This window comes from Polaromonas sp. SP1, from assembly GCF_003711205.1.
Classification (GTDB): domain Bacteria; phylum Pseudomonadota; class Gammaproteobacteria; order Burkholderiales; family Burkholderiaceae_C; genus Polaromonas.
Map to the genome: position 1 here is coordinate 2867846 of NZ_CP031013.1, position 22593 is coordinate 2890438.

Consider the following 22593-nt stretch of genomic DNA (forward strand, 5'->3'; position numbering starts at 1 on the left):
GACTTCGGGAGTGTAGCTGCGGCGCCGCCGCAAAGAGGCCTGCCGCCCCGGTCGCCGGCTCAGGCGGCGCGTACGGCGTCGGGGTGCGAGGCGGCCAGCGCCACGCCGCTGATCACGTCGCCCACCACGATGACGGCGGGGCTGGCCATGCCGGCTTCGCGGATGGCGCCGGCCAGTGCGCCCAGCGTGGTGGTGATGTGGCGCTGCGTGGGCAGCGAGGCGCTCTGGATCACGGCCACCGGCGTAGAGGCCGGCAGGCCCGACAGCAGCTCGTCCTGGATGCGCTCGGAGCCGCTGACACCCATGTAGATCACCAGTGTGAGGCGTGCGCTGTGTGCCGTGGCGGCCAGGGCTTTCCAGTCGGTGCCGGTGTCGCCCGGCTTGGCATGGCCGGTGACAAACACCACGCCGTGCGCATGCTCACGGTGCGTGAGCGGCACGCCCAGCGAGGTGACGGCGGCCAGGCCCGAAGTGATGCCGTTGATAACTTGCACCGTGATGCCGGCAGCGCGAAGGTGTTCGACCTCTTCACCGCCGCGGCCAAAGATGAAGGGGTCGCCGCCTTTGAGGCGCACCACGTCTTCGCCTTCGCGGGCAGCCATCAGCATCAGCTTTTCAATAAAGGCTTGCGGCGTGGACTTGCAGCCGCCGCGCTTGCCCACATAAACAATGCGCGCCTCGGGCCGCGCAAAGGCCACGATCTCGTCGCTGACCAGGTCGTCCACCAGCAGCACGGTGGCGTGCTGGATAGCCTTCAGGGCCTTGAGGGTCAGCAGTTCCGGATCGCCGGGGCCTGCGCCTACGAGAGTGACTTTTCCGTGGTTCATGGTCGTGGGGTGATTTGAATTTGAGGAAGCAATTGCAAGATGTGTTCCACCTGCCGCGCAATCGAAGGTGGCACCGGCACACTGCCTGCCAATACGGCGCGAATGTAGTCCGCCGTGGCGGCTGCGTCCACCGTCTTGGGGAAGTCGGGAATGGAGGCCAGCGTGCCGGCCTGCGTCTCTTGCAGAAGTGAGCGCTGCCCGCCGATAAAGGCGTCCATCTGCGGCATGCGTCGCGCGTCGGCCACCACCTCGCCTTCGGTGCCGCGCAGCAGCAGGGCATTGGCGCCCGTCAGCTCAAAGGTCTGCGCCATCGACACCGCGTATTCGGGGTGCGTGTAGCTGCTCACCACCAGGCTTTTGCCCAGGCAGGGCGTCATGATCTTGACGAGGCTGTGCGCCGGGTTGCGCAGGCCGACGGCGCGGCGCACGTCCAGCAGGCGCTTGAGCGCCGGCAGCAGCAGCTCGGTCGGTGCAAACGCCACTTCGCCGTTTGCTATCTTTTTAATAGCTGTCAGTGCAGGTACACCAAGGGCCAGGAGCACTTCTGATGCAAAAACCCGGCTTGACTCGGTGGGCGTGCCGTGGATCAGCACCGGAACGCCTTCACGCGCCAGCAGCAGCGCCAGCAGCGGTGTCAGCACCGGCAGCTTGCGTGCGCCGTTGTAGCTGGGCAGCACCACCGTGGGGCTGCCTGTGGCGGGCAGGTGGTTCAGGCGCTGGTGCAGCGCATCGAGGAAACCCGCCATCTCTTCAGGCGTTTCACCCTTGATGCGCATGGCCAGGCAAAAGCCGCCGATCTCCAGGTCGGTCACGGTGCCGTCCAGCACCTGGCCCATCAGGTCCGTTGCCTGCTCGCGCGTCAGCGGGCGGGCGCCGTCTTTGCCGCGGCCGATTTCCTTGATGTACTGGCTAATACCCATAAACGTGATTGTCCGCCAACGCAGATAACTTCTCGTTATGAGCTAATGGGCCCCCACGCTTTTCACTGCGTGTAAGGCGCGAGGCCTTGCAGGCCGCGGCTCGCGAGACGCTTCGCCTCTGTCGCCTGTCCAAGCCTGCGCGGGCAGGCTTGGAGCCGCAGGCTCCAGCCCCTCGGGGGCCGTTTTTTCCTTGGGGCGGCCCGGCGGAAAAATGAGGTGCCCTTTGCATAAACCGCTCGTAGTTCACGCCACTTGACGTATTGGGATCACGGTGCGCGGTGCTGAAGGCGCAGCGTCGTTGCGCGCTGAACGCACCCGGCGTTTGAGTTCCGGCACACATGAGCCGCAGTTGGTGCCGCATTTAAGCGCGGCTTGCAGCGAAGCCAGGCGCTCCTCATCGGTGCCCAGGTGGCCGGCGCCGCCGCCACCGGCCGCCAGCAGCGACAGGTGTTCGTCAATGGCGATGTCGCTGACGTTAAAGCAGGTGCACACCGGCTTGCCGCGCGACTGCACCGCCACCGGTGGCTTTGCGCCTGGCAGCAGCAACAGCCGGCCGTAGGTGTGTGCCGGCAACTCTTCTTGCAGCAAGGTTTTGATCCAGGCCTGGGCGCTGGTGTCCCCTGCGAGTACAAAGCCGGCGAGGTGAGCATCGCCTCCGCTGCGCACCAGGCGCATGGTGCGGCGCTGGCCTTTTTTGCGATCGGCGTAACGCAGGACGTATGCCCCATCCAGGCCCAGGATGCGTTCCAGCGCGGCCAGCGTTTCGTCCGGCGGCGCCTCATGGCTGGCAGCGCGAAACAGCACGCCGGTGCGCTCGCGGCTGCGGTCGGCCAGCGGTGTGTTGTTCGAAAAAGGCACGCAGCTGGTGAAGGGGAATTGCGCCATCAGCGGCTTGAGCTGCTCGCGCGCCGTCAGCGCATCGCCCTCGGGCAGCCAGGCCATGGCCAGCAGCGTCCACGGCATGTCTGCTTTGAGGATCTTGACGGCGGCATGTTTGAGTTCCGGCTGTTTGGAACTGGGGCAATACGCCGAGGTGGTGAGCGCGTTGACGCCTGCCAGCGGCGCGCCGCCGGTGGACTGCCCGCTCAAATACTCTTCGCCCCAATGCATGGCGATAAAAGCCTGGCTCACCGCCACTTCTGGCGAGGCCTGCAGCGGCACCACGATGGAGCCGCGCTTGGAGGTGACATGCACCAGGTCGCCGTCTTGCAAGAGGCGCCGCGCCATGTCCTGTGCATTCATCTGCACGCAAGGCTCGGCCACATGGCCGAACAAACGCCCCAGCGTGCCGGTGCGGCTCATGCCGTGCCACTGGTCGCGCAGCCGGCCGGTGGTGAGGGAAAAAGGGTAACGCGATTCGCGCGGCTCGGCCACCGGCTTGTAAACGGTGTTGACAAAGCGGGCCTTGCCGTCGGCGGTGGGGAAGATGCCGTCTTCATACAGCCTGATCTTGCCGGCGGTATCGCCAGGCTTGAAAGGCCACTGCTGCGGTGCTGCATCCAGCAGCGCATAACTCAGGCCCGTGATGTCGAGGTCGCGGCCGCGGGTGGATTCGCGGTGTTCGTTCCAGATGGTTTCTGCGCCCGATGCTTCATCGGCGATTGAATAAGGGAAGAGGGTGGCGCCGGCTGGCGCGCGGCTGGGCAGCAGCTTCTCAAGCCGCTGCGCAAAGTCCACCGCAATCGACCAGTCATGCCGCGTATCGCCCGGCGCCGCCACCGCCGGCCGCACGCGGCTGATGCGGCGCTCGCTGTTGGTCACCGTGCCAATCTTTTCACCCCAGGTTGTAGCCGGCAGCAGCAGGTCGGCGTAGTCGCAGCTCGACGTGGTGGAAAAGGCCTCCTGCACGATCACCAGTTCGGCGCGCTCCATGGCGCGGCGCACGGTGGCCTGGTCGGGCATAGACTGGGCCGGGTTGGTGCAGGCAATCCACAGCGCCTTGATTTCGCCGTCGGCGGCAGCCTGGAACATCTCGACGGCGGATTTGCCCGGTGTTTCAGGCACGGAAGGAATGCCCCACAGCGCAGCCACTTCGGCGCGGTGATCGGGGTTGGCCAGGTCGCGGTGTGCGCTCAGCAGATTGGCCAGGCCGCCCACTTCGCGTCCGCCCATCGCATTGGGCTGGCCGGTTAGCGAGAAGGGGCCCGCGCCGGGTTTACCGATCTGGCCGGTGGCCAGGTGCATGTTGATGAGGGCGGCGTTCTTGGCGGTGCCGCTGCTCGACTGGTTCAGGCCCTGGCAATACAGGCTCAGCGTGGCGGCCGAGGTCGCAAAAAGTTTGGCGGCGGCCAGCAGGTCTTCTTTTTTGATGCCGCAGGTTTCGGCCACCAGGTCGGGTGTGTAGTCGCGCACCGTGGCCTTGAGCGCGTCAAAGCCCGTGGTGTGCGCCGCGATGTAAGCGGCATCCGTCCAGCCTTCCCACAGCATGATGTGCAGCATGCCGTTAAAGAGCGACACATCGGTGCCCGGCTGTATGCCCAGGTAAAGGTCGGCGATCTCGGCCGTGTCAGTGCGGCGCGGGTCGCAAAAAATGATCTTCAGCGCCGGGTTGGCCGCCCTGGCGTCTTCAATGCGGCGAAAGAGGATGGGGTGTGCATAGGCCGTGTTGCTGCCGACGATAAAAATGCACTGCGCGTGGTTCACGTCGTCGTAGCAGGCGGGCGGCGCGTCCGCGCCCAGCGTCTGTTTGTAGCCGGCCACCGCGCTGCTCATGCACAGGCGCGAGTTGGTGTCGACATTGTTGGTGCCGATCAGGCCCTTGGCGAGTTTGTTGAAGACGTAATAGTCTTCCGTCAGCAACTGGCCTGAAATATAAAAACCCACCGCATCGGGCCCGTGCTCGCGGATGATTTGCGCAAAGCTTTCGCTGGCAAAACCGAGGGCACCGTCCCACGACACCGGCTTGGGCGCCTCATGACGGTGCTCGCGCCGCATCGGCTGCAACAGGCGTGTCTGCCGGGTGACGGACGCCGTCGCCGTGAGCGCCAGTGTTGAGCCCTTGGTGCACAGCCGCCCGAAGTTGGCCGGGTGATCCGGGTCACCGCGCACGCCCGTGATCTCGTCGCCTTGCGATTGAATGATTACCCCACAGCCGACACCGCAATAGGGGCACGTTGATCGGGTTTCAGTCATGAATGCTCAAAAGGCCTTGCGTTCACGCCGTTTGAGGCGCCTGCACGGCAAAGCTTTCGTCGCCCAAAGCGCCAGAAGAGGCGCCGGGGCCCGCGCGCGGCGGCTGCAAATCCAGCGCCAGCGTGGCCAGTTCGGCAGCGTCCAGAAACACCTGGCCGGCATCCACCTTGCAGCTGAAGCTGGGCGTGCAGCCCTCGTCAGGTTGCTTGGCGCAGCCGTCTGCCAGGCCTATCGTCCAGTTGTGCAAGGGGCAGGCCACGCTGGTGCCAAACACAATGCCCTGCGACAGCGGTCCACCCTTGTGCGGGCAGCGGTCCAGCAGCGCAAACACCTGGTCCTGGTCGTTGCGGAACACAGCCACATCAATACCTTTGGCGCGTGAGACACGCCGCGAGCCAAGCACCGGGATGTCGGTGACCAGGCAGATTTTCTTCCATTCAGACATAGTGATATCTCAATTCAGGCCGGTCAGGCGGGCGTGAGTTTTTCGAACTGACGGGCGTCCACGGACGCTTCTTTCAGGTCAAACCAGGGATCCGGTTCACCGTCTAGCGCAAACTGCAGCTGCTCCCACAGCGCCTTGCGGCCTTCGTGGTCTTCGAGGATTTTTTTCTTCACATAGTCCAGGCCGACGCGGTTGACGTAGTGCACCGTGCGCTCCAGGTACCAGCCCTCCTGGCGGTAGAGCTCGCAGAAGGCGCCGGTGTATTCGAGCACCTCGGCTGCCGTCTTCAGCTTGGTGAAGAAGTGGGCCACTTCCGTCTTGATGCCGCCATTGCCGGCGATGTACATCTCCCAGCCCGAGTCGACGCCGATGATGCCGACGTCCTTGATGCCGGACTCGGCGCAGTTGCGCGGGCAGCCGCTCACCGCAAACTTGACCTTGTGCGGTGCATACATGCGCCACATGGCGCGCTCCAGGTCTTTGCCCATCTGCGTGCTGTCCTGCGTGCCCATGCGGCACCATTCGCTGCCCACGCAGGTTTTCACCGTACGCAGGGCCTTGGCATAGGCGTGGCCCGATGGCATGCCGATGTCTTTCCAGACGTTCTGCAGGTCTTCTTTTTTGACGCCCAGCAAGTCGATGCGCTGCCCGCCGGTGACCTTGACGGTTGGGATTTTGTATTTGTCGACCGCGTCGGCAATGCGGCGCAGCTCGCTCGCGGTGGTCTCACCGCCCCACATGCGCGGGATGACGCTATAGGTGCCGTCTTTCTGGATGTTGGCGTGGCTGCGTTCGTTGATGAAACGGCTTTGCGGGTCGTCCTTGGCCTGCTTGGGCCAGGTGCTGATCAGGTAGTAGTTGACGGCGGGGCGGCAGGTGGCGCAGCCGTTGGGCGTCTTCCAGTCCATGAACTTGAAGGTGTCGGAGATGCTGAGCAGCTTGTTGGCGCGGATGGCGTCACGCACTGCCTGGTGGCCGTGGTCGGTGCAGGCGCACATGGCCTTGAGCTTGGGCGTGGCCGAGTAGTCGCCGCCGGCGGTGAACATCAGGATTTGCTCGACCAGCCCGGTGCACGAGCCGCAGGAGGCGCTGGCCTTGGTGTGCTTGCGCACTTCATCGAGCGTGAACAGGCCTTTTTCCTTGATGGCTTTGCAGATGGTGCCCTTGTTGACGCCGTTGCAGCCGCAGACTTCGGCGTCGTCGGCCATCAGCGCGGCCTTGTTCTGGCCTTCATGGCCCGCATCGCCGAGGTTGGACTCGCCAAAAATCAGCTTGTCGCGGATGTCGCTGACATTGCGGCCATCGCGCAGCAGCTTGAAGTAGTAGCTGCCGTCCACCGTGTCGCCGTACAGGCAGGCGCCCACCAGCTTGTCGTCCTTGATGACCAGTTTTTTGTAGACACCGCCGAAGGGGTCGCTCATCACGATCTCTTCGGTTCCCTCGCCGCCCATGAACTCGCCGGCACTGAAGAGGTCGATGCCGGTGACCTTGAGCTTGGTCGACGTGAGTGATCCCGAGTACCGGCCGATGCCGAACTGCGCCAGGTGGTTGGCGGCTACTTTGGCCTGCTCGAACAGCGGCGCGACCAGGCCGTAGGCAATACCGCGGTGCGCCGCGCATTCGCCGACGGAATAGATGCGCGCGTCGGTCACGGTCTGCATGGTGTCGTTGACGACGATGCCCTTGTTGCAATGCAGGCGCATGGATTCGGCCAGCTGCGTATTGGGGCGAATGCCGACCGCCATGACCACGAGGTCGGTGGCCACTTCGCTGCCGTCCTTGAATTTGATGGACTTCACGCGGCCTTCTTCATTGCCGGTCAGTTCTTGCGTCTGCGCGCCGATGAGGAATTTGAGGCCGCGGTCTTCCAGCGACTTTTGCAGCAGCTTGCCCGCCACGTCGTCGAGCTGGCGCTCCATCAGCCAGGGCATCACGTGAACCACGGTCACTTCCATGCCGCGCAGCATGAGGCCGTTGGCCGCTTCCAGGCCCAGCAGGCCGCCGCCGATGACGACGGCTTTTTTGTATTTCGTCGCGGCATCGATCATCGCGTTGGTGTCGGCGATGTCGCGGTAGGCGATCACGCCTTGCAGGTCTTTGCCCGGCACCGGCAGGATGAAGGGGTTGGAGCCGGTGCACATCAGCAGGCGGTCGTATTCCTCTTCCGTGCCATCGTCGGCGCGCACCACACGCTTGATGCGGTCGATCTCAACCACTTTTTTGCCGGCATGCAGCGTGATGTGGTTGTCCTTGTACCAGTCCCAGGAGTTCAGCACGATCTCGTCCAGTGTCTGCTCGCCGGCCAGCACGGGCGACAGCAGGATGCGGTTGTAGTTGGGGTGGGGCTCGGCGCCGAAGACCGTGATGTCGTACAGGTCGGGCGAGACCTTGAGCAGCTCTTCCAGCGTGCGCACGCCGGCCATGCCGTTGCCCACCATCACCAGTTTGGGTTTTTTGACACGCATGTCCATCGTGGTTCCTTGGTTGTCTCGGTGTGTTTGCAGGCCTGCAAGCCGCCCTCAAGCGGCTTTTTCCACGTGGGCCTGGCGCGTGTACAAAAAGTCGATGACGGCCTTGCGGTAGTGCAGGTACTGGGTGCTTTCGGCCAGGTCCACGCGGTTGCGGGGGCGGGGCAGGTCAATGGCCAGCACCTCGCCAATGGTGGCCGCGGGCCCGTTGGTCATCATCACGATTCGGTCGCTCAGCAGCACGGCTTCGTCCACGTCGTGGGTCACCATGACCACCGTGCTTTGGGTGGTGGCGACGATCTGCAGCAGCTCGTCCTGCAGCTTGGCGCGGGTCAGGGCGTCCAGGGCGCCGAAGGGTTCGTCAAGCAGCAGGACCTTGGGCTCCATCGACAGTGCGCGGGCAATGCCGACGCGCTGCTTCATGCCGCCGGAAATCTCGCCCGGGCGCTTTTGCGCGGCAGGGGTCAGCCCGACCATGGCCAGCGCCGCATCGGTGCGGGCTTTGAGTTGCGCCTTGTTTTCGGTGGCCGAGAACACGCGCTCGACCGCGAGGTAGACGTTTTCAAAGCAGGTCAGCCAGGGCAGCAGCGAGTGGTTCTGGAACACCACGGCGCGCTCGGGGCCGGGGCCGGCGATCTCGCGGTTGGCGCACAGCAGGGTGCCCTGGGTGGGCGTGGTCAGGCCGGCGATCAGGTTGAGCAGGGTGGATTTGCCGCAGCCGGAGTGGCCGATCAGCGCGACGAACTCGCCCTTGGCGACCGTGAGATTGACGTTTTGCAGTGCGCAGAACGGGCCCTTCTTCGTTTTGAAGGTTTGCTCGACGCCCTGGATTTCGATGTACTTGCTGCTGAAAGATTCGCTCATGATGTGCTCCGGTTTTTAGGAGGACCACCGCGGAACCGGCTTTGCCGGGCCGCAAGTGGTGCCCCCTGAGGGGGAGGCGCCGAAGGCGCTTCGGGGGGAACGTTATTTCTAGTTTTTGACTTCTTCGAAGGTGAAGGCCGTGGCCAGCTTGATGAGCGCGAACTCCAGCAACAGGCCGACGATGCCGATCACAAAGATCGCGATGATGATGTTCTTGACGTTGAGGTTGTTCCACTCGTCCCAGACCCAGAAGCCGATGCCGACGCCGCCGGTCAGCATCTCGGCTGCGACGATGACCAGCCAGGCGGTGCCGACGGCCAGGCGCACGCCGGTCAGCATGTAGGGCAGTACGGCGGGGAAGAGGATCTTGGTGACGATCTTCCATTCGCTGAGGTTGAGCACGCGAGCCACGTTCATGTAGTCCTGCGGCACGCGCTGCACACCGACGGCGGTGTTGATGATCATGGGCCAGATCGAGCAGATGAAGATGGTCCAGATGGCGGCCGGGTTGGCGCCCTTGAAGACCAGCAGCCCGATCGGCAGCCAGGCCAGCGGCGAGACCGGGCGCAAGAGACTGATCAGCGGGTTGAACATGCGGCTCAAAAAGTTGAAGCGGCCGATCATGAAGCCGACCGGGATGCCGACGACAGCCGCCATGCCGAAGCCCATGGCGACGCGTTTGAGCGAAGACAGCACGTTCCAGCCGACGCCCTGGTCGTTGGGGCCCTTGCTGTAGAACGGGTCGCTGAAGATCTGCACCGCCTGGGCAAACGTATCTTTGGGCGAAGGGATGCTGCCTGCCGTTCCCATGAAGACCAGCTCCCAGACCAGCACCAGCAAGCCCAGGCCGAGCAGTGGAGGCAGGATGCCCAGCCAGAGATAGGAGAAGTCTCGCGGGGGTTTGGCGGCCACGGCCGGCGTGCTGGTTTTCATGTCATTTCGGGCTGTAGCCCGCGTTTTATCTTGTGGTGCCGCTATCAAATATGTAGCAGCCGGCTCTCTGGGTTTGTCCCCGCTGCGGGCTGCGGGTGTGGCTGCTTCAAGCGGGCTGTGGAAGACGGCGCTGACCATGGTGTTCTCCTTGGGGTAATCCAGCTCAGGCGCGGATCTTGAAAGAGTCCGCGTACTTTTTCGGGTCCTTGCCGTCCCAGACCGTGCCGTCGAGCAGCTTGCTGGTGCGCATCACGTCCTTCGGAACACTTGCTTTGGCGGCGGTGGCGGCCTCTTTGTAGATGTCGATCTGGTTGATCGTTTTGGCGATGCCAAGGTAGTCCGGGTGCTCCTTGATCAGGCCCCAGCGCTTGTGCTGCGTGAGGAACCACATGCCGTCGGACAGGTAAGGGAAGCTCACCGCGCCGTCGTTGTAGAACTTCATGTAGTTCGGGTCGTCCCAGGTCTTGCCCATGCCGTTCTGGTAGCGGCCCAGGATGCGCTGGTTGATGGCGTCGACGCTGGTGTTGACGTAGCTCTTGTCGGCCACGGTCTCGGCCATCTTGTTTTTATTGGTGAGGCTGGCGTCAATCCATTTGCCGGCCTCGATGATGGCGGCGGTGACGGCGCGCGCGGTGTTGGGGTATTTCTGTACAAACTCGGCAGTGGTGCCCAGCACTTTTTCAGGGTGATCCTTCCAGATGTCCTGGGTGGTCACGGCGGTCACGCCGATGCCGTCGATGATGGCGCGGTGGCCCCAGGGCTCACCCACGCAGTAGCCGTCCATGTTGCCCACGCGCATGTTGGCCACCATTTGCGGGGGCGGCACGGTAATGACCTTGGCGTCCTTCATCGGGTTGATGCCGTTGGCCGCCAGCCAGTAGTACAGCCACATCGCGTGCGTGCCGGTGGGGAAGGTCTGTGCGAAGGTGTATTCGCGCTTGTCGCTCGCCATCAGTTTCGCAAGTCCGGCGCCGTCGACGGCGCCCTTGTCGGCGAGTTTTTTGGACAACGTGATGGCCTGGCCGTTGTTGTTGAGGGTCATCAGCACGGCCATGTCTTTCTTGGGGCCGGCGGTGCCCATGTGCACGCCGTAGATCAGGCCGTAGAGCACGTGGGCGAAGTCCAGCTCGCCGTTGACCAGCTTGTCGCGCACGCCGGCCCAGCTGGCTTCTTTGGTGGGGATGATCTTGACGCCGTATTTCTGGTCGATCCCCAGCACCGAGGCCATCACCACTGAGGCGCAGTCGGTCAGGGGAATGAAGCCGATCTTGACTTCTTTCTTTTCAGGTGCGTCCGAGCCTGCCGCCCAGGCGCCGCCCGGAAGCATGCCGGTAAACAGCGCAGCGCTGCCGGCGGCGCCGGCTTTTTTGATGAAGTCGCGGCGGGCGGGTTTGAGAGGGCCATAAGACTGCTGCGTCATGTTGAACTCCTGGAGGCAAAAAAGAAGAAGAAAAACCTGGCTGAAAAACAAAACGGCGTCCATCTGGTCACCTGCACGAAGCGGGTAAAGAGATGGACGCCGTTGTCCTGGACAAGCCTCGAAAGACTTGCTGCGGGACCGTCTTTGGTCCTGCCATGGCAGTGAATCAAGCAGAAAACGTGCCAGCTGTTGACTTGGCAAGGCGGCGCGAAATTTCCTTTTGGAAACAAGCGCTTGGGAAAAAAGCGGGGGGGTTTGGGATGTCGCCAGGCGCTACCCAAGGTGGTGCGCGGCGGCGATTCAGGCACGGCATTTGTGCAGTGCAGCAGGAGATTGGCGGCGGCGTTAAAGGTAGTCGGCCATCGCCAGCACGGATTCGGCCACGTCCAGCAGCCGGCGGTTTTGGCTCATGGCGGTTTGCCGCAGCATCTTGTAGGCATCGTCTTCGCTGAGCTTGCGGGTGGCCATCAGCAGGCCTTTGGCGCGTTCCACCACCTTGCGCTCGTTGAGTGCGGCCCGTACGGTCTCAAGTTCGTCGCTCATGACCTGCAGGCGATGGGCCTGCTCCTGCACCAGGCCGAGGATGGAGCGTTCCAGCTGGGGCCCGTAGTGCGCGGGGGCGTGCGGGCCTGTGTCGGCCTGGCGCGAGAGTTCATCCAGGATGGCTTTCTGGTCGCGCAGTTCGGCATGTGCCTGGGCGATCTTGCGTTCGCACAGCCCGCGCAGGTTGGCCGCGAGCAGGTCTTCTACGGTTTTCATCGCGTCGATGCGCTGCGTGCAGCAGTCAAACCAGGTCTGGCTCAGGTTGGCGTCCAGCCTGCCACCGGCATTCGGGGTGCAGCCTGTGCGGCGCAGGCGCTCCAGTTCAGCGATGGATTCAACCGCCTGCAGGGCGATCCAGGCGTTCAGCACGGCCGGATCCGCAAAATCGGTGAACACCTCGAAGCAGCGCTCCTGCGATTCAATCAGGTGCTGCCACTGCTGCTGGCGCGCGGCGTCCGTATGGCCCGAAGCGAAGGTGGCGGCGCCGCAGGCACGCTCCTGTCCCGCAAACTCCTTGCCCTGCATGAAGTTGAACATGGCCACCAGCGCACGGGAAATCTCGGGGTCGGTGGCGCTGTCGGCCGCCTCGAAGACAACCACCAGCAAGCCGGCAATCAGCCGCGAGAAGCTTGTGGTGGACTCGTCGGCCGTGGTTGCCTGGGTGCTGACGCGCTGGCGCAGCGCCGGCAGGGCATCCAGCGCGTGCAGCACAAACGCGATGCGGCTGAAGAGGCGCGCGCCGTTACGCACGCGGGAAGGGTCGGTGTCCAGCGCGTCGAAATGCGTGCGCACGAACTGCTGGACACGCTCGCACTCGGCAACCTGCTGCGCGCGCTGGTCGGCAAAGCGGGTGCCCTGCGAGCCCAGAAATACATTGGAAATGCCCCGTTCCTTTTGCAGTGCATGGATCAGGCGGCCAATGGCATTGACCAGCTCGCTGGTGAGCGCGAGCTGCTCGAGTTCGCCGATTTCGCATTGGCGCGCAGCAACAAGAAAACTGAGTCCGGACTTCATCATGGGGGCGTTTTTTGCAAGAGCAGCAACATCCGTGCCGCAAGACCCTGCAAGGGGCTGGGCCCTGAGGGACACTTTACACTTGCCGGCATGCTGGTATTGGGAATCGAGTCTTCTTGTGATGAAACGGGCGTGGCGCTGGTGGATGCCGGCGGCAGCGGCGTGCCGCGGCTGCTGTCGCACGCGCTGTTCAGCCAGATCGACATGCACCAGGCGTATGGCGGCGTGGTGCCTGAGCTGGCCAGCCGCGACCATATCCGGCGCGTCTTGCCCCTGACGCACCAGGTGATGGCGGAGGCGGGCAGCAGCCTGGCACTGGTCGATGTGGTGGCGTACACGCGCGGCCCCGGCCTGGCGGGCGCGTTGCTGGTGGGCGCGGGCGTGGCCTGCTCGCTGGCGGCGGCGCTGGGCAAGCCGGCGATGGGCGTGCATCACCTCGAGGGGCATTTGCTGTCGCCCTTCCTGAGCGCCGACCCGCCGGAGTTTCCTTTTGTGGCGCTGCTGGTGTCCGGCGGCCACACCCAGCTGATGCGGGTGGACCGCGTGGGCAGCTACGAGTTGCTGGGCGAAACCATTGATGACGCGGCCGGTGAGGCCTTTGACAAGTCGGCCAAGCTGATGGGCTTGCCCTATCCCGGCGGGCCGCATTTGTCGAAGCTGGCTCAAGGCGGTGACGGCGCGGCCTTCAAGTTGCCGCGGCCCTTGCTGCACAGCGGCGACCTGGATTTTTCATTTGCCGGGCTGAAAACTGCGGTGCTGACGCAGGCCAAAAAACTGGGGCCTGACCTGGAAAGCCGCAAGGCCGATTTGGCGGCGTCTACGCAAGCGGCGATTGTGGAAGTGCTGGTGAAAAAATCATTGGCAGCCATGACGCAAACCGGGCTGAAACGCCTGGTGGTGGCCGGTGGCGTGGGCGCCAATGCACTGCTGCGCAGCCAGCTCAACGCCGTGTGCAAACAACGCGGCATTCGTGTGCATTACCCCGAACTGCATTTGTGCACCGACAACGGCGCGATGATTGCGCTGGCGGCCGGCATGCGCCTGCAGGCGGGGCTTGAAACGCTCAAAGGCGGCTACACGTTTGACGTGAAGCCGCGCTGGGAACTGGCCCCCACGGTCGCTCGCTCTGCGTAGCTCCCTGCCCCCCGAGGGGGCCGCCCGCCTGTGGCCCGGCAAAGCCGGTTCCACGGCTCATGCTGGCAGGAACTGATTCACGGCCCGATCGATCAATGGGTTATTGAATGTCGAGGCGCGTCACGTTGCTGACCGGGATCTTCTTGCCCAGCGTCAAGGTCAACACACCGTTCTCGAGTTTGGCCGAGCTGTTGGCGGTGTCGATTTCCAGCGGGAAGCGCCATGCGGCCTTGACCTTGCGGCTTGCTTCTTCTTTGCTGGCAATGCGAACCACATCGCCTTCGATGCTGATGTCCAGTTGCTCGCGGGCCAGGCCGGGCACGTCGAGTTGCAGGGTGTAGGCTTTTTCCTGGTCTTCCACGCTTGCGGCCTTGGCGGTGGTAACGGCGCCGGTGTCAGACAGCGAAGAGAAGGTGTCGTTGAGGAAGTTTTCCAGGGCGCCGTTGCTCACGACAGGGGCGTAGTGACGATGAAAGGCGCGGGCGGGGCGATGGGCGAGAGAGTAAAACATGGCTGTTCCTTGATGGGTTAACAAGGGGCGTTTTCCCCTTACACTGCGCGGCGCTCACCGTGATTGCCGCATGCACACCAGTTAGGTGTAGGGGCGGTTTATTCAAGGTTTACCCATGCGAAAGCAAGAGGCTATTTTTTTATGCAGAAACACTTGAAACGCCTGTTCGCGGCCCTATGTCTCGGCGCCTCGCTGGGCGCCGGCGCGCAGACGGCCGCCCAGGCGCCGGTGCCGGCACCTGTTCGTATTGCGCTCATCGAAAGCATGTCAGGCGCTTTCGCCAACACCGGTGAAGCGGTGTTCCGCAACCTGGTCTGGGCCACCGAGCGCGTGAATGCGCGCGGCGGCGTGAAGCTCGCGGGCGGGCCGCGCAACCTGGTCATTGAGCGCTACGACAACAAGGGCCAGAACGAAGAAGCGCTGGCGGCACTGCGCTCAGCCATTGATGACGGGGTGACCATCATTGCGCAGGGCAACTCGTCGGCGATTGCCGCCGTGCTGATCGACGCCATCAACAAACACAACGAGCGCGAGCCGAACAAGCGCGTGCTGTTCCTCAATTACTCGGCGGTCGACCCGATCCTGACGAACGAGAAATGCAGCTACTGGCATTTCCGTTTTGACGCACATGCCGATATGCGCATGGCGGCGCTGATGGATGTACTCAAGGACGACAAGGCGCTCAAAAGCATTTACCTGATCGGCCAGGACTACAGCTTCGGCCAGGCCGTGCTGCGCGAAGCGCGCAAGCAGCTCGGTGTGCAGCGCCCGGATGTGCAGGTCGTGGGCGACGAGTTGCATGCGCTCGGCCGCGTCAAGGACTTCATTCCCTACGCCGTGAAGATCAAGGCCAGCGGTGCGCAGGCGGTGCTGACGGGCAACTGGGGCAACGACCTGACGCTGCTGATCAAGGCCGCCAAAGAGGTCGGTTACGAAGGCAAGTTCTACACCTTCTACGGCAACGCGCTCGGCGTGCCGGGTGCGCTGGGCGATGCGGGTGTGGGCAAGGTGGTGGCGGTGGCAGACTGGTTCCCCAATGAGCCGGGCGCGCAGTCCGAGGCCTTCTACCAATCCTTCCGCCAGCGCTTTCCCAAACCGCAGGACGACTATGTTCACATGCGCATGCAGCTCATGATGGAGTCACTGGCCCAAAGTATCGACAAGGCGGGCAGCGCCGACGCCGGTGCGGTGGCGGCGCAGATGGAGCGCAGCACGGTCACCTTTGCGGGCCACAAGGGCGTGATGCGCGCGGCGGACCACCAGTTCCAGCAGCCGCTGCTGGTGGCGCTGATGGGCAAGCAGGGCTCGCCGGGGGTGAAGTTTGATGTGGAAGGCTCGGGCTACGGCTTTCGCGTCATCAAGACGATTTCGCCGGAGCGGGCCGAGCAGCCGAACAGCTGCAAGATGGTCCGGCCCTGAACCCGCACATCGCTTTCATCTTTCATTACTGACAGACGCCGGCAGGCAGATCGAAACACTCCCATGAGACAGGCCGTTTTAAACCTTGAAGAATCCATGATCCGCCAGGTGGCCAATGCCGGCATGGGGCGCACTGATGTGCTCAAGTTCTGGTTTGGCGAGAGCGATGAAGTGACGCCGGCGTTTATCCGCGATGCGGCGGCCACTTCGCTGCAGCAGGGCGAGACTTTTTATGCGCACAACCTGGGCCTGCCCGAGTTGCGGGAGGCGATTGCCGCCTATGCCACAGGCCTGCGCTGCGCCGGTGCCGCGCCTATCACGGCTGAGCGCATTGCGGTGACCTCGGGCGGCGTCAATGCGCTGATGCTGGCGGTGCAGGCGCTGGTGGATGCGGGCGACGAGGTGGTGGCCGTGACACCGGTCTGGCCCAATCTGACGGCCCAGCCGGCCATCATGGGCGCGCAGGTCCGATGCGTCAGCCTCAGGCCGGTGGCAGGCGAGTGGCGGCTGGACGTGGCCGAATTGCTGGCCGCCATCACGCCTAAAACCAGGCTGCTGATCGTCAACGCGCCCAACAACCCCACGGGCTGGACCCTGTCGCGCGCCGAGCAGGAGGCCATCCTGGCGCATTGCCGAAAAACCGGTACCTGGATCCTGGCTGACGAGGTGTATGAGCGGCTGTATTACGAACCCACGCCCAATGGCTGTGCGCCCAGTTTTCTCGATATAGCGGCGCCGGACGACCGCCTGGTGGTCGTTCACAGCTTTTCCAAGAGCTTTTTGATGACCGGCTGGCGCCTGGGCTGGCTGGTGATGCCGGCCACCATGACGCCTCACATGGGCAAGCTGGTGGAGTTCAATACCTCCTGCGCGCCGGTGTTCGTGCAGCGGGCCGGGCTGGTGGCGATTGAACGCACCGCCGACATCACCCCCCGGGTGGTGGCCCACCTGAAAACCTGCCGGGACACCCTGGTGCCGCTGCTTCAGGCGGTGCCGGGCGTCCAATTGGCGCCGGCCAAAGGCGGCATGTACGCCTTTTTCCGGCTGGAGGACCCCTCAGACCCCACTCGCTTCGGCGTCTCGCTGGAAACGGCCAAGCGGCTGGTGGTGGAGGCCGGGCTGGGCCTGGCGCCGGGCAATGCCTTTATGGTCAACCCGGGGCCCGAGGCCCAGGGCTGGCTGCGCTGGTGTTTCGCCAGCCAGGACGTCGCCAGGCTGGGGCAGGGGGTGGAGCGCCTCAGGCGCTGGCTTGGGGCCTGAGCCCGTTCTTCAGGCTATAATCCAAGGCTCTGTGCGGTTTGAGGCCATTTTTGGGCCTTTACCTGCCGGAACACGACGAAAGCGGTTTATTTCACTCCCATGTCGGGAACGCTGCTTCGCTCGCAAGCGCACCTCGGTGCAAGAAAGAGAAACCCATGATTGCAAAATCAGTCAAGGCCGAAATCGTTCAGGCCAACGCACGTGCCGCCGGCGACACCGGCAGCCCTGAAGTTCAAGTGGCGCTGCTGACCGGCCGCATCAACGAACTGACCCCCCATTTCAAGGCCAACGCCAAGGATCACCACGGCCGCCGCGGTCTGCTGCGCATGGTGAGCCGCCGCCGCAAGCTGCTGGACTACCTCAAGTCCAAAGATGCTGACCGTTACACCGCGCTGATCGCCAAGCTTGGCCTGCGCAAGTAATCGGTAAAAACGATTTGAAAGCGCCTGAGTTAGTTCACTAGCTCAGGCGCTTTTTACTTCGGAGCAAGGCAAAACGAGCACGCGCTGTGTCATTCCACAAAAAAAGCCCTGGTCAGGCGCCTGATCCCAGGCATTTTGTGGAATGGCATCGTGTTCAGCCAGCCACCGCTCCGGGCCTCCCGCACTGCCTCAAGTGCGTGAATTTAGTGGAGAAAAGAACATGAGCATTTTCAACAAAGTCACCAAGTCCTTCCAGTGGGGCCAGCACAAGGTCACGATGGAAACCGGCGAAGTCGCACGCCAGTCCAGCGGCGCCGTCATCGTTGACATGGACGGCACCGTTGTGCTGGCCACCGTCGTCGCCAAAACCGACGCCAAGCCCGGCCAGGATTTCTTCCCCCTGACCGTTGACTACCTCGAGAAAACCTACGCCGCCGGCCGCATCCCCGGCAGCTTCTTCAAGCGCGAAGGCCGCCCCAGCGAATTCGAAACGCTGACGTCCCGCCTGATCGACCGCCCGATCCGCCCCCTGTTCCCCGAAGGCTTCTTCAACGAAGTGCAGGTCGTGATCCATGTGCTGTCGCTCAACCCTGAAGTGGAAGGCGACATCCCCGCGCTGATCGCTTCGAGCGCCGCACTGTCGATCTCCGGCATCCCGTTCAACGGCCCGATCGGCGCCGCCCGCGTGGCCTACATCGACGGGCAGTACGTGCTGAACCCCGGCAAGACCCAGCTCAAGGATTCGAAGATGGACCTGGTTGTGGCCGGCACCGAAGCCGCCGTACTGATGGTCGAGTCCGAAGCCCAGCAGCTGTCTGAAGAAATCATGCTCGGCGCCGTGGTGTTCGGCCATGAGCAGGGCAATATCGCCATCAACGCGATCCACGAACTCGTGCGCGACGCCGGCAAGCCGGTGTGGGACTGGCAGGCTCCTGCCAAGAACGAGCCGCTGATCGCCAGGGTCAACGAACTGGCCGGCGCCAAGCTGCAGGCCGCGTACCAGATCCGCGCCAAGCAAGCCCGTACGCAAGCCTGCCGTGTGGTGACCTCGGAAGTCATGGCCGCCCTGAAGGCCGATGAAGTCGCATTCGACAGCGTCGCCGTTGAAGGCATGCTGTTCGACATCGAAGCCAAGATCGTCCGCAGCCAGATCCTGGCCGGCGAGCCCCGTATCGACGGCCGCGACACGCGCACCGTTCGCGCGATTGAAATCCGCAACAGCGTGCTGCCCCGCACCCACGGTTCGGCCCTGTTCACGCGCGGTGAAACGCAAGCGCTGGTCGTGACCACGCTGGGCACCGAGCGCGACGCGCAGCGCATCGACGCACTGTCGGGCGACTACGAAGACCGCTTCATGCTGCACTACAACATGCCTCCGTTCGCCACCGGCGAAACCGGCCGTGTCGGCTCGCCAAAACGCCGCGAGATCGGCCACGGCCGCCTGGCCAAGCGCGCGCTGATCGCCGTGCTGCCGACGAAGGAAGAATTCCCTTACACCATGCGTGTTGTGTCTGAAATCACCGAATCCAACGGCTCTTCGTCGATGGCTTCGGTCTGCGGCGGCTGCCTGTCGCTGATGGACGCCGGCGTGCCGATGAAGGCCCACGTGGCCGGTATCGCCATGGGCCTGATCAAGGAAGACAACCGCTTTGCCGTGCTGACCGACATCCTGGGCGACGAAGATCATCTGGGTGACATGGACTTCAAGGTTGCCGGTACCACCTTCGGTATCACCGCGCTGCAGATGGACATCAAGATCCAGGGCATCACCAAGGAAATCATGCAGGTTGCGCTGGCCCAGGCCAAAGAAGCCCGCATGCACATCCTGGGCAAGATGCAGGAAGCCATGGGCGAAGCCAAGGCTGAAGTGTCCGACTTCGCGCCGCGCCTGTACGTCATGAAGATCAACCCCGAGAAGATTCGCGACGTGATCGGCAAGGGCGGCGCGGTCATCCGCGCGCTGACCGAAGAAACTGGCACGCAAATCAACATCGAGGAAGACGGCACCATCACCATCGCCTCGAACGACAGCGCCAAGGCCGACGAAGCCAAGCGCCGCATCGCCGAGATCACCGCTGAAGTCGAAATCGGCAAGGTCTACGAAGGCCCGGTCACCAAGATCCTGGACTTCGGCGCACTGATCAACCTGCTGCCCGGCAAGGACGGCCTGCTGCACATCAGCCAGATCGCCCACGAGCGCGTCGAAAAAGTCACCGACTACCTGAGCGAAGGCCAGATCGTCAAGGTCAAGGTTCTTGAGACCGACGAGAAAGGCCGCGTCAAGCTGTCGATGAAGGCTTTGCTCGACCGTCCAGCCCAGGACCAGGACCGGGGCTGATCAGTATCTGCTATTGATTTTGTAGCTGCCAGCCCTTGCGTACCTTGGGCTGGCGGCACAAATGACCTGGATATTCATGAAAGCTGTTGAAATTACATCCTATGGCGCGCCTGAGGTTTTGCGCCTGGGCTCGCGTCCGGCTCCCGTTGACGGCGCCGGCGAAGTCCTGATTCGTGTGAATGCCAGCGGCGTGAACCGCCCTGATGTTTTGCAGCGCATGGGGCACTATCCGGTGCCGCCCGGTGCGTCGGACATCCCCGGGCTTGAGGTGGCGGGCGTGATTGTTTCCGGCGATGCCCGGGCAATGGCAGCCGCAGGCTTGAAAATTGGTGACCGTGTCTGCGCATTGGTGGCGGGCGGTGGTTATGCCGAGTTATGCGTTGCGCCTGTGGCGCAGTGCCTGCCCGTGCCTGAAGGGCTCAGCGATATCGAAGCCGCCTCCCTGCCGGAGACCTTCTTTACGGTTTGGAGCAATGTGTTTGAGCGCGCTCATTTGCAGCCGGGCGAAACGCTGTTGATCCAGGGCGGCTCCAGCGGCATCGGCGTGACGGCCATTCAGATTGCCAAGGCCTTGGGCGCCAAGGTGCTGGTCACCGCCGGCAGCGACGACAAGTGTGCCGCCTGCGTGGCCTTGGGCGCCGACCATGCCATCAACTACAAGACCAGCGATTTCGCCGAAGAGGCCAAAAAGCTGACGAACGGGAAGGGCGTCGACGTCATTCTCGACATGGTTGCCGGCAGTTATGTCGCACGCGAAGTCGACTGCATGGCTGAAGACGGCCGCCTCGTCATCATTGCGCTGCAGGGCGGCACCAAAGCCGAATTCAATGCCGGACTCGTGCTGCGCAAGCGCCTGACCATCACCGGTTCGACCTTGCGTCCGCGCTCTGTCGAGTTCAAGGCCGGTATTGCGAAAGCGCTGAAAGAAAAAGTCTGGCCGCTGATTGCCGGCGGCGCCGTCAAGCCGGTGATTCACAGTACGTTCGCCGCTGCGGATGCTGCCAAAGCGCACGCGCTGATGGAGTCCAACCAGCACGTCGGCAAAATCGTTTTGACCTGGTAAGCCAAAGATGAAAAAACTCATTGCGGGAAACTGGAAGATGAACGGCAGCCTGGCGGCCAACACCGCCTTGCTGGACGCGCTGGCGCAAGGTTTGGCCAATCCTGCAGCATGCGAAGTGGCCGTGTGCGTGCCCGCGCCATATCTGGCACAAGTCCAGGCCATGCGCGCTGCGAAAGCAGGTCTTGCTCCCGTTGAGTTGGGCGCGCAGGATGTCTCAGCACATGCCTCTGGCGCCTACACCGGCGAGGTGAGTGCCGCCATGCTCAAGGAGTTCGGTTGCCGGTTTGCCATCGTCGGCCATTCGGAGCGCCGCCAATACCATGGCGAAACGGATCAACTGGTCGCCGACAAAACCAAAGCCGCACTGGCCGCGGGCATCACGCCCATCGTCTGCATCGGCGAAACGCTGGCTGAGCGCGAAGCGGGCCACACCGAAGAAGTCGTCAAGCGCCAACTGGCCGCGGTGATTCACACCAACGGCCATTGCATCAGCGAAATCGTGGTGGCCTACGAGCCTGTATGGGCCATCGGCACCGGCAAGACAGCTTCGCCGGAAGAGGCCCAGGCGGTGCATGCCGTGCTGCGGGCCCAATTGAAAGCGGCGACGGACCAGTTCGCGCGCGTGAAGATTCTGTATGGCGGCAGCATGAACGCTGCCAATGCGGCGTCGCTGCTGGCCCAGCCCGACATTGACGGCGGCCTCATTGGCGGCGCGTCGCTCAAAGCCCCCGATTTTTTGACAATTATTGCTGCAGCCCGCAACTAGCAAGCACAGCACGCTATTAATTTAGGAGTAGATATGAACGTTGTATTAACCATTGTCCTTGCAGTGCAGATGCTCTCGGCGCTTGGCATGATTGGCCTGATCCTGGTGCAGCACGGCAAGGGTGCCGACATGGGTGCGGCGTTTGGAAGCGGCGGCTCCGGCAGCCTGTTTGGCGCCAGCGGCAGTGCCAACTTTCTGTCGCGCACCACCGGTATCCTGGCCGCGTTGTTTTTTGCCTGCACCTTGCTGCTCGCTTACTTTGGCGGCAGCACGCAGCCGCGCGCCGGCTCCAGCGTTCTGGAAGGTGCGGCGGTGACGGCTCCTGCCCCCGCGGCATCGGCCTCCGGCGCGACCCAAATCCCCGGCACCACGGTGCCCGCCGGCACCGGCGCTGCAGTTCCCGCCGCTCCTGCGCCGGCTGCATCGGGTGCTGCGCAAATCCCGACGAAATAACGCTTATTGCTGCTGCTTCCTCATGGGGGAAGCGGGATTTCAGGGTAAACTCTGAGACTGTCTGGAAAGCCCAAAACCGCAAGGTTTCCTCATGCCATCCAGACAATAAATACCGCGGACGTGGTGAAATTGGTAGACACGCTATCTTGAGGGGGTAGTGCCGAAAGGTGTGCGAGTTCGAGTCTCGCCGTCCGCACCAGATTGACATGCATCGGCAGCAGCGCTCCGGCAGTGCTGTCGGCTCAAACGGCAAACTGAAGCAAACCGCGCAAGTGGCTTTTCAGAAGTTGAATCCACGATGAACCTCGATCAATACCTTCCTGTTCTCCTGTTTATTCTGGTCGGTGTGGGTGTCGGCGTGGTGCCTCAGGTCCTGGGTCGTTTGTTGGGGCCCGTGCGGCCCGACAGTGAAAAAAACTCCCCCTACGAATGCGGCTTCGAAGCTTTCGAAGATGCCCGCATGAAATTCGATGTGCGCTACTACCTGGTCGCCATCCTCTTCATTCTTTTTGACCTCGAAATCGCGTTCCTTTTTCCCTGGGCCGTTGCGCTCAAGGAAATCGGTCCTGTCGGTTTCTGGTCCGTCATGATTTTCCTGGGCATTCTGGTCGTGGGCTTTGTCTACGAGTGGAAAAAAGGTGCGCTGGACTGGGAATAAGAA

The 22593-nt window shown here is 63.1% G+C and carries 19 protein-coding genes and 1 tRNA gene; 10 read left to right on the top strand and 10 right to left on the bottom strand.

The genetic code is table 11. The features are described from left to right. Positions 1-59: 59 nt before the first annotated feature. The 9 genes from cobA to DT070_RS13710 all read right to left on the bottom strand — a co-directional run bounded on the left by cobA (position 60) and on the right by DT070_RS13710 (position 12566). Positions 60-827, bottom strand: coding sequence for a uroporphyrinogen-III C-methyltransferase (cobA, locus tag DT070_RS13670; protein ID WP_122955898.1), 768 nt, complete (start codon positions 825-827; stop codon positions 60-62). Next, positions 824-1747, bottom strand: coding sequence for a DNA-binding protein YbiB (gene ybiB, locus DT070_RS13675; protein ID WP_122955899.1), 924 nt, complete (start codon positions 1745-1747; stop codon positions 824-826). Before ybiB ends, cobA begins: the two co-directional genes overlap by 4 nt. Before the next feature lie 243 nt (positions 1748-1990). Next, the gene (locus tag DT070_RS13680) at positions 1991-4879 is read right to left on the bottom strand and encodes a nitrate reductase (protein WP_122955900.1); all 2889 of its coding nucleotides are present in this window, start codon (positions 4877-4879) and stop codon (positions 1991-1993) included. A 22-nt stretch (positions 4880-4901) separates the two neighbouring features. Next, a complete protein-coding gene (gene nirD, locus DT070_RS13685) occupies positions 4902-5324 on the bottom strand; it encodes a nitrite reductase small subunit NirD (RefSeq protein ID WP_122955901.1) in 423 nt (140 codons plus the stop codon). A 23-nt stretch (positions 5325-5347) separates the two neighbouring features. Next, positions 5348-7795 carry a nitrite reductase large subunit NirB gene (gene nirB, locus DT070_RS13690; protein ID WP_122955902.1) on the bottom strand — a complete coding sequence of 816 codons (2448 nt, stop codon included), beginning with the start codon at positions 7793-7795 and terminating at the stop codon, positions 5348-5350. Positions 7796-7843: 48 nt separating this feature from the next. Beyond that, on the bottom strand, positions 7844-8656 hold the full coding sequence (locus DT070_RS13695) for an ABC transporter ATP-binding protein (protein WP_122955903.1): 813 nt from the start codon (positions 8654-8656) through the stop codon (positions 7844-7846). 108 nt (positions 8657-8764) lie between these two features. Continuing rightward, on the bottom strand, positions 8765-9727 hold the full coding sequence (gene ntrB, locus DT070_RS13700; RefSeq protein WP_122955904.1) for a nitrate ABC transporter permease: 963 nt from the start codon (positions 9725-9727) through the stop codon (positions 8765-8767). 25 nt (positions 9728-9752) lie between these two features. Next, positions 9753-11009 carry a CmpA/NrtA family ABC transporter substrate-binding protein gene (locus tag DT070_RS13705; RefSeq protein WP_122957404.1) on the bottom strand — a complete coding sequence of 419 codons (1257 nt, stop codon included), beginning with the start codon at positions 11007-11009 and terminating at the stop codon, positions 9753-9755. A gap of 345 nt (positions 11010-11354) precedes the next feature. Further along, positions 11355-12566: a nitrate regulatory protein gene (locus tag DT070_RS13710; protein ID WP_122957405.1), complete on the bottom strand. Its 1212-nt coding sequence runs from the start codon at positions 12564-12566 to the stop codon at positions 11355-11357. A 90-nt stretch (positions 12567-12656) separates the two neighbouring features. Between DT070_RS13710 and tsaD the strand changes: the two genes are divergently transcribed. Then, positions 12657-13700 carry a tRNA (adenosine(37)-N6)-threonylcarbamoyltransferase complex transferase subunit TsaD gene (gene tsaD / locus DT070_RS13715; protein WP_122955905.1) on the top strand — a complete coding sequence of 348 codons (1044 nt, stop codon included), beginning with the start codon at positions 12657-12659 and terminating at the stop codon, positions 13698-13700. 100 nt (positions 13701-13800) lie between these two features. Here tsaD and DT070_RS13720 read toward each other — a convergent pair whose 3' ends face one another. Continuing rightward, on the bottom strand, positions 13801-14211 hold the full coding sequence (locus DT070_RS13720; protein WP_122955906.1) for an Hsp20/alpha crystallin family protein: 411 nt from the start codon (positions 14209-14211) through the stop codon (positions 13801-13803). A gap of 141 nt (positions 14212-14352) precedes the next feature. Here DT070_RS13720 and DT070_RS13725 point away from each other — a divergent pair, with 141 nt between their 5' ends. The 9 genes from DT070_RS13725 to DT070_RS13765 all read left to right on the top strand — a co-directional run bounded on the left by DT070_RS13725 (position 14353) and on the right by DT070_RS13765 (position 22590). Beyond that, on the top strand, positions 14353-15630 hold the full coding sequence (locus DT070_RS13725) for a branched-chain amino acid ABC transporter substrate-binding protein (RefSeq protein WP_122955907.1): 1278 nt from the start codon (positions 14353-14355) through the stop codon (positions 15628-15630). Positions 15631-15654: 24 nt separating this feature from the next. Continuing rightward, positions 15655-16890 carry a pyridoxal phosphate-dependent aminotransferase gene (locus tag DT070_RS13730; RefSeq protein WP_255416871.1) on the top strand — a complete coding sequence of 412 codons (1236 nt, stop codon included), beginning with the start codon at positions 15655-15657 and terminating at the stop codon, positions 16888-16890. Between the two features lie 155 nt (positions 16891-17045). Next, complete coding sequence (gene rpsO / locus DT070_RS13735) at positions 17046-17312, top strand: 30S ribosomal protein S15 (RefSeq protein ID WP_007864491.1); 267 nt, start codon at positions 17046-17048, stop codon at positions 17310-17312. Positions 17313-17532: 220 nt separating this feature from the next. Next, positions 17533-19650 carry a polyribonucleotide nucleotidyltransferase gene (gene pnp, locus DT070_RS13740; RefSeq protein ID WP_122955909.1) on the top strand — a complete coding sequence of 706 codons (2118 nt, stop codon included), beginning with the start codon at positions 17533-17535 and terminating at the stop codon, positions 19648-19650. 76 nt (positions 19651-19726) lie between these two features. Next, positions 19727-20713, top strand: a complete 987-nt coding sequence (locus DT070_RS13745; RefSeq protein ID WP_122957406.1) for an NAD(P)H-quinone oxidoreductase — start codon at positions 19727-19729, stop codon at positions 20711-20713. Positions 20714-20720: 7 nt separating this feature from the next. After that, positions 20721-21479, top strand: coding sequence for a triose-phosphate isomerase (tpiA, locus tag DT070_RS13750; protein WP_122955910.1), 759 nt, complete (start codon positions 20721-20723; stop codon positions 21477-21479). Between the two features lie 33 nt (positions 21480-21512). Then, entirely contained in the window at positions 21513-21932 is a 420-nt protein-coding gene (gene secG, locus DT070_RS13755) for a preprotein translocase subunit SecG (protein WP_122955911.1), read from the top strand. 114 nt (positions 21933-22046) lie between these two features. Continuing rightward, positions 22047-22131: transfer RNA gene (locus DT070_RS13760), tRNA-Leu, on the top strand. Positions 22132-22230: 99 nt separating this feature from the next. Beyond that, positions 22231-22590 (top strand): NADH-quinone oxidoreductase subunit A, encoded by a 360-nt coding sequence (locus DT070_RS13765; RefSeq protein WP_007864471.1) that lies wholly within the window; start codon positions 22231-22233, stop codon positions 22588-22590. Positions 22591-22593: the final 3 nt, after the last annotated feature.

What these genes read in the sequence shown, in the direction of transcription:
- DT070_RS13705 (WP_122957404.1), bottom strand. Translation starts at nt 11,009, where the DNA reads ATGACGCAGCAGTCTTATGGCCCTCTCAAACCCGCCCGCCGCGACTTC.
- DT070_RS13710 (WP_122957405.1), bottom strand. Translation starts at nt 12,566, where the DNA reads ATGAAGTCCGGACTCAGTTTTCTTGTTGCTGCGCGCCAATGCGAAATC.
- DT070_RS13725 (WP_122955907.1), top strand. Translation starts at nt 14,353, where the DNA reads ATGCAGAAACACTTGAAACGCCTGTTCGCGGCCCTATGTCTCGGCGCC.
- tpiA (WP_122955910.1), top strand. Translation starts at nt 20,721, where the DNA reads ATGAAAAAACTCATTGCGGGAAACTGGAAGATGAACGGCAGCCTGGCG.
- DT070_RS13680 (WP_122955900.1), bottom strand. Translation starts at nt 4,879, where the DNA reads ATGACTGAAACCCGATCAACGTGCCCCTATTGCGGTGTCGGCTGTGGG.
- nirB (WP_122955902.1), bottom strand. Translation starts at nt 7,795, where the DNA reads ATGGACATGCGTGTCAAAAAACCCAAACTGGTGATGGTGGGCAACGGC.
- ntrB (WP_122955904.1), bottom strand. Translation starts at nt 9,727, where the DNA reads ATGGTCAGCGCCGTCTTCCACAGCCCGCTTGAAGCAGCCACACCCGCA.
- DT070_RS13765 (WP_007864471.1), top strand. Translation starts at nt 22,231, where the DNA reads ATGAACCTCGATCAATACCTTCCTGTTCTCCTGTTTATTCTGGTCGGT.
- DT070_RS13745 (WP_122957406.1), top strand. Translation starts at nt 19,727, where the DNA reads ATGAAAGCTGTTGAAATTACATCCTATGGCGCGCCTGAGGTTTTGCGC.
- DT070_RS13695 (WP_122955903.1), bottom strand. Translation starts at nt 8,656, where the DNA reads ATGAGCGAATCTTTCAGCAGCAAGTACATCGAAATCCAGGGCGTCGAG.
- pnp (WP_122955909.1), top strand. Translation starts at nt 17,533, where the DNA reads ATGAGCATTTTCAACAAAGTCACCAAGTCCTTCCAGTGGGGCCAGCAC.
- rpsO (WP_007864491.1), top strand. Translation starts at nt 17,046, where the DNA reads ATGATTGCAAAATCAGTCAAGGCCGAAATCGTTCAGGCCAACGCACGT.
- ybiB (WP_122955899.1), bottom strand. Translation starts at nt 1,747, where the DNA reads ATGGGTATTAGCCAGTACATCAAGGAAATCGGCCGCGGCAAAGACGGC.
- DT070_RS13720 (WP_122955906.1), bottom strand. Translation starts at nt 14,211, where the DNA reads ATGTTTTACTCTCTCGCCCATCGCCCCGCCCGCGCCTTTCATCGTCAC.
- nirD (WP_122955901.1), bottom strand. Translation starts at nt 5,324, where the DNA reads ATGTCTGAATGGAAGAAAATCTGCCTGGTCACCGACATCCCGGTGCTT.
- tsaD (WP_122955905.1), top strand. Translation starts at nt 12,657, where the DNA reads ATGCTGGTATTGGGAATCGAGTCTTCTTGTGATGAAACGGGCGTGGCG.
- secG (WP_122955911.1), top strand. Translation starts at nt 21,513, where the DNA reads ATGAACGTTGTATTAACCATTGTCCTTGCAGTGCAGATGCTCTCGGCG.
- cobA (WP_122955898.1), bottom strand. Translation starts at nt 827, where the DNA reads ATGAACCACGGAAAAGTCACTCTCGTAGGCGCAGGCCCCGGCGATCCG.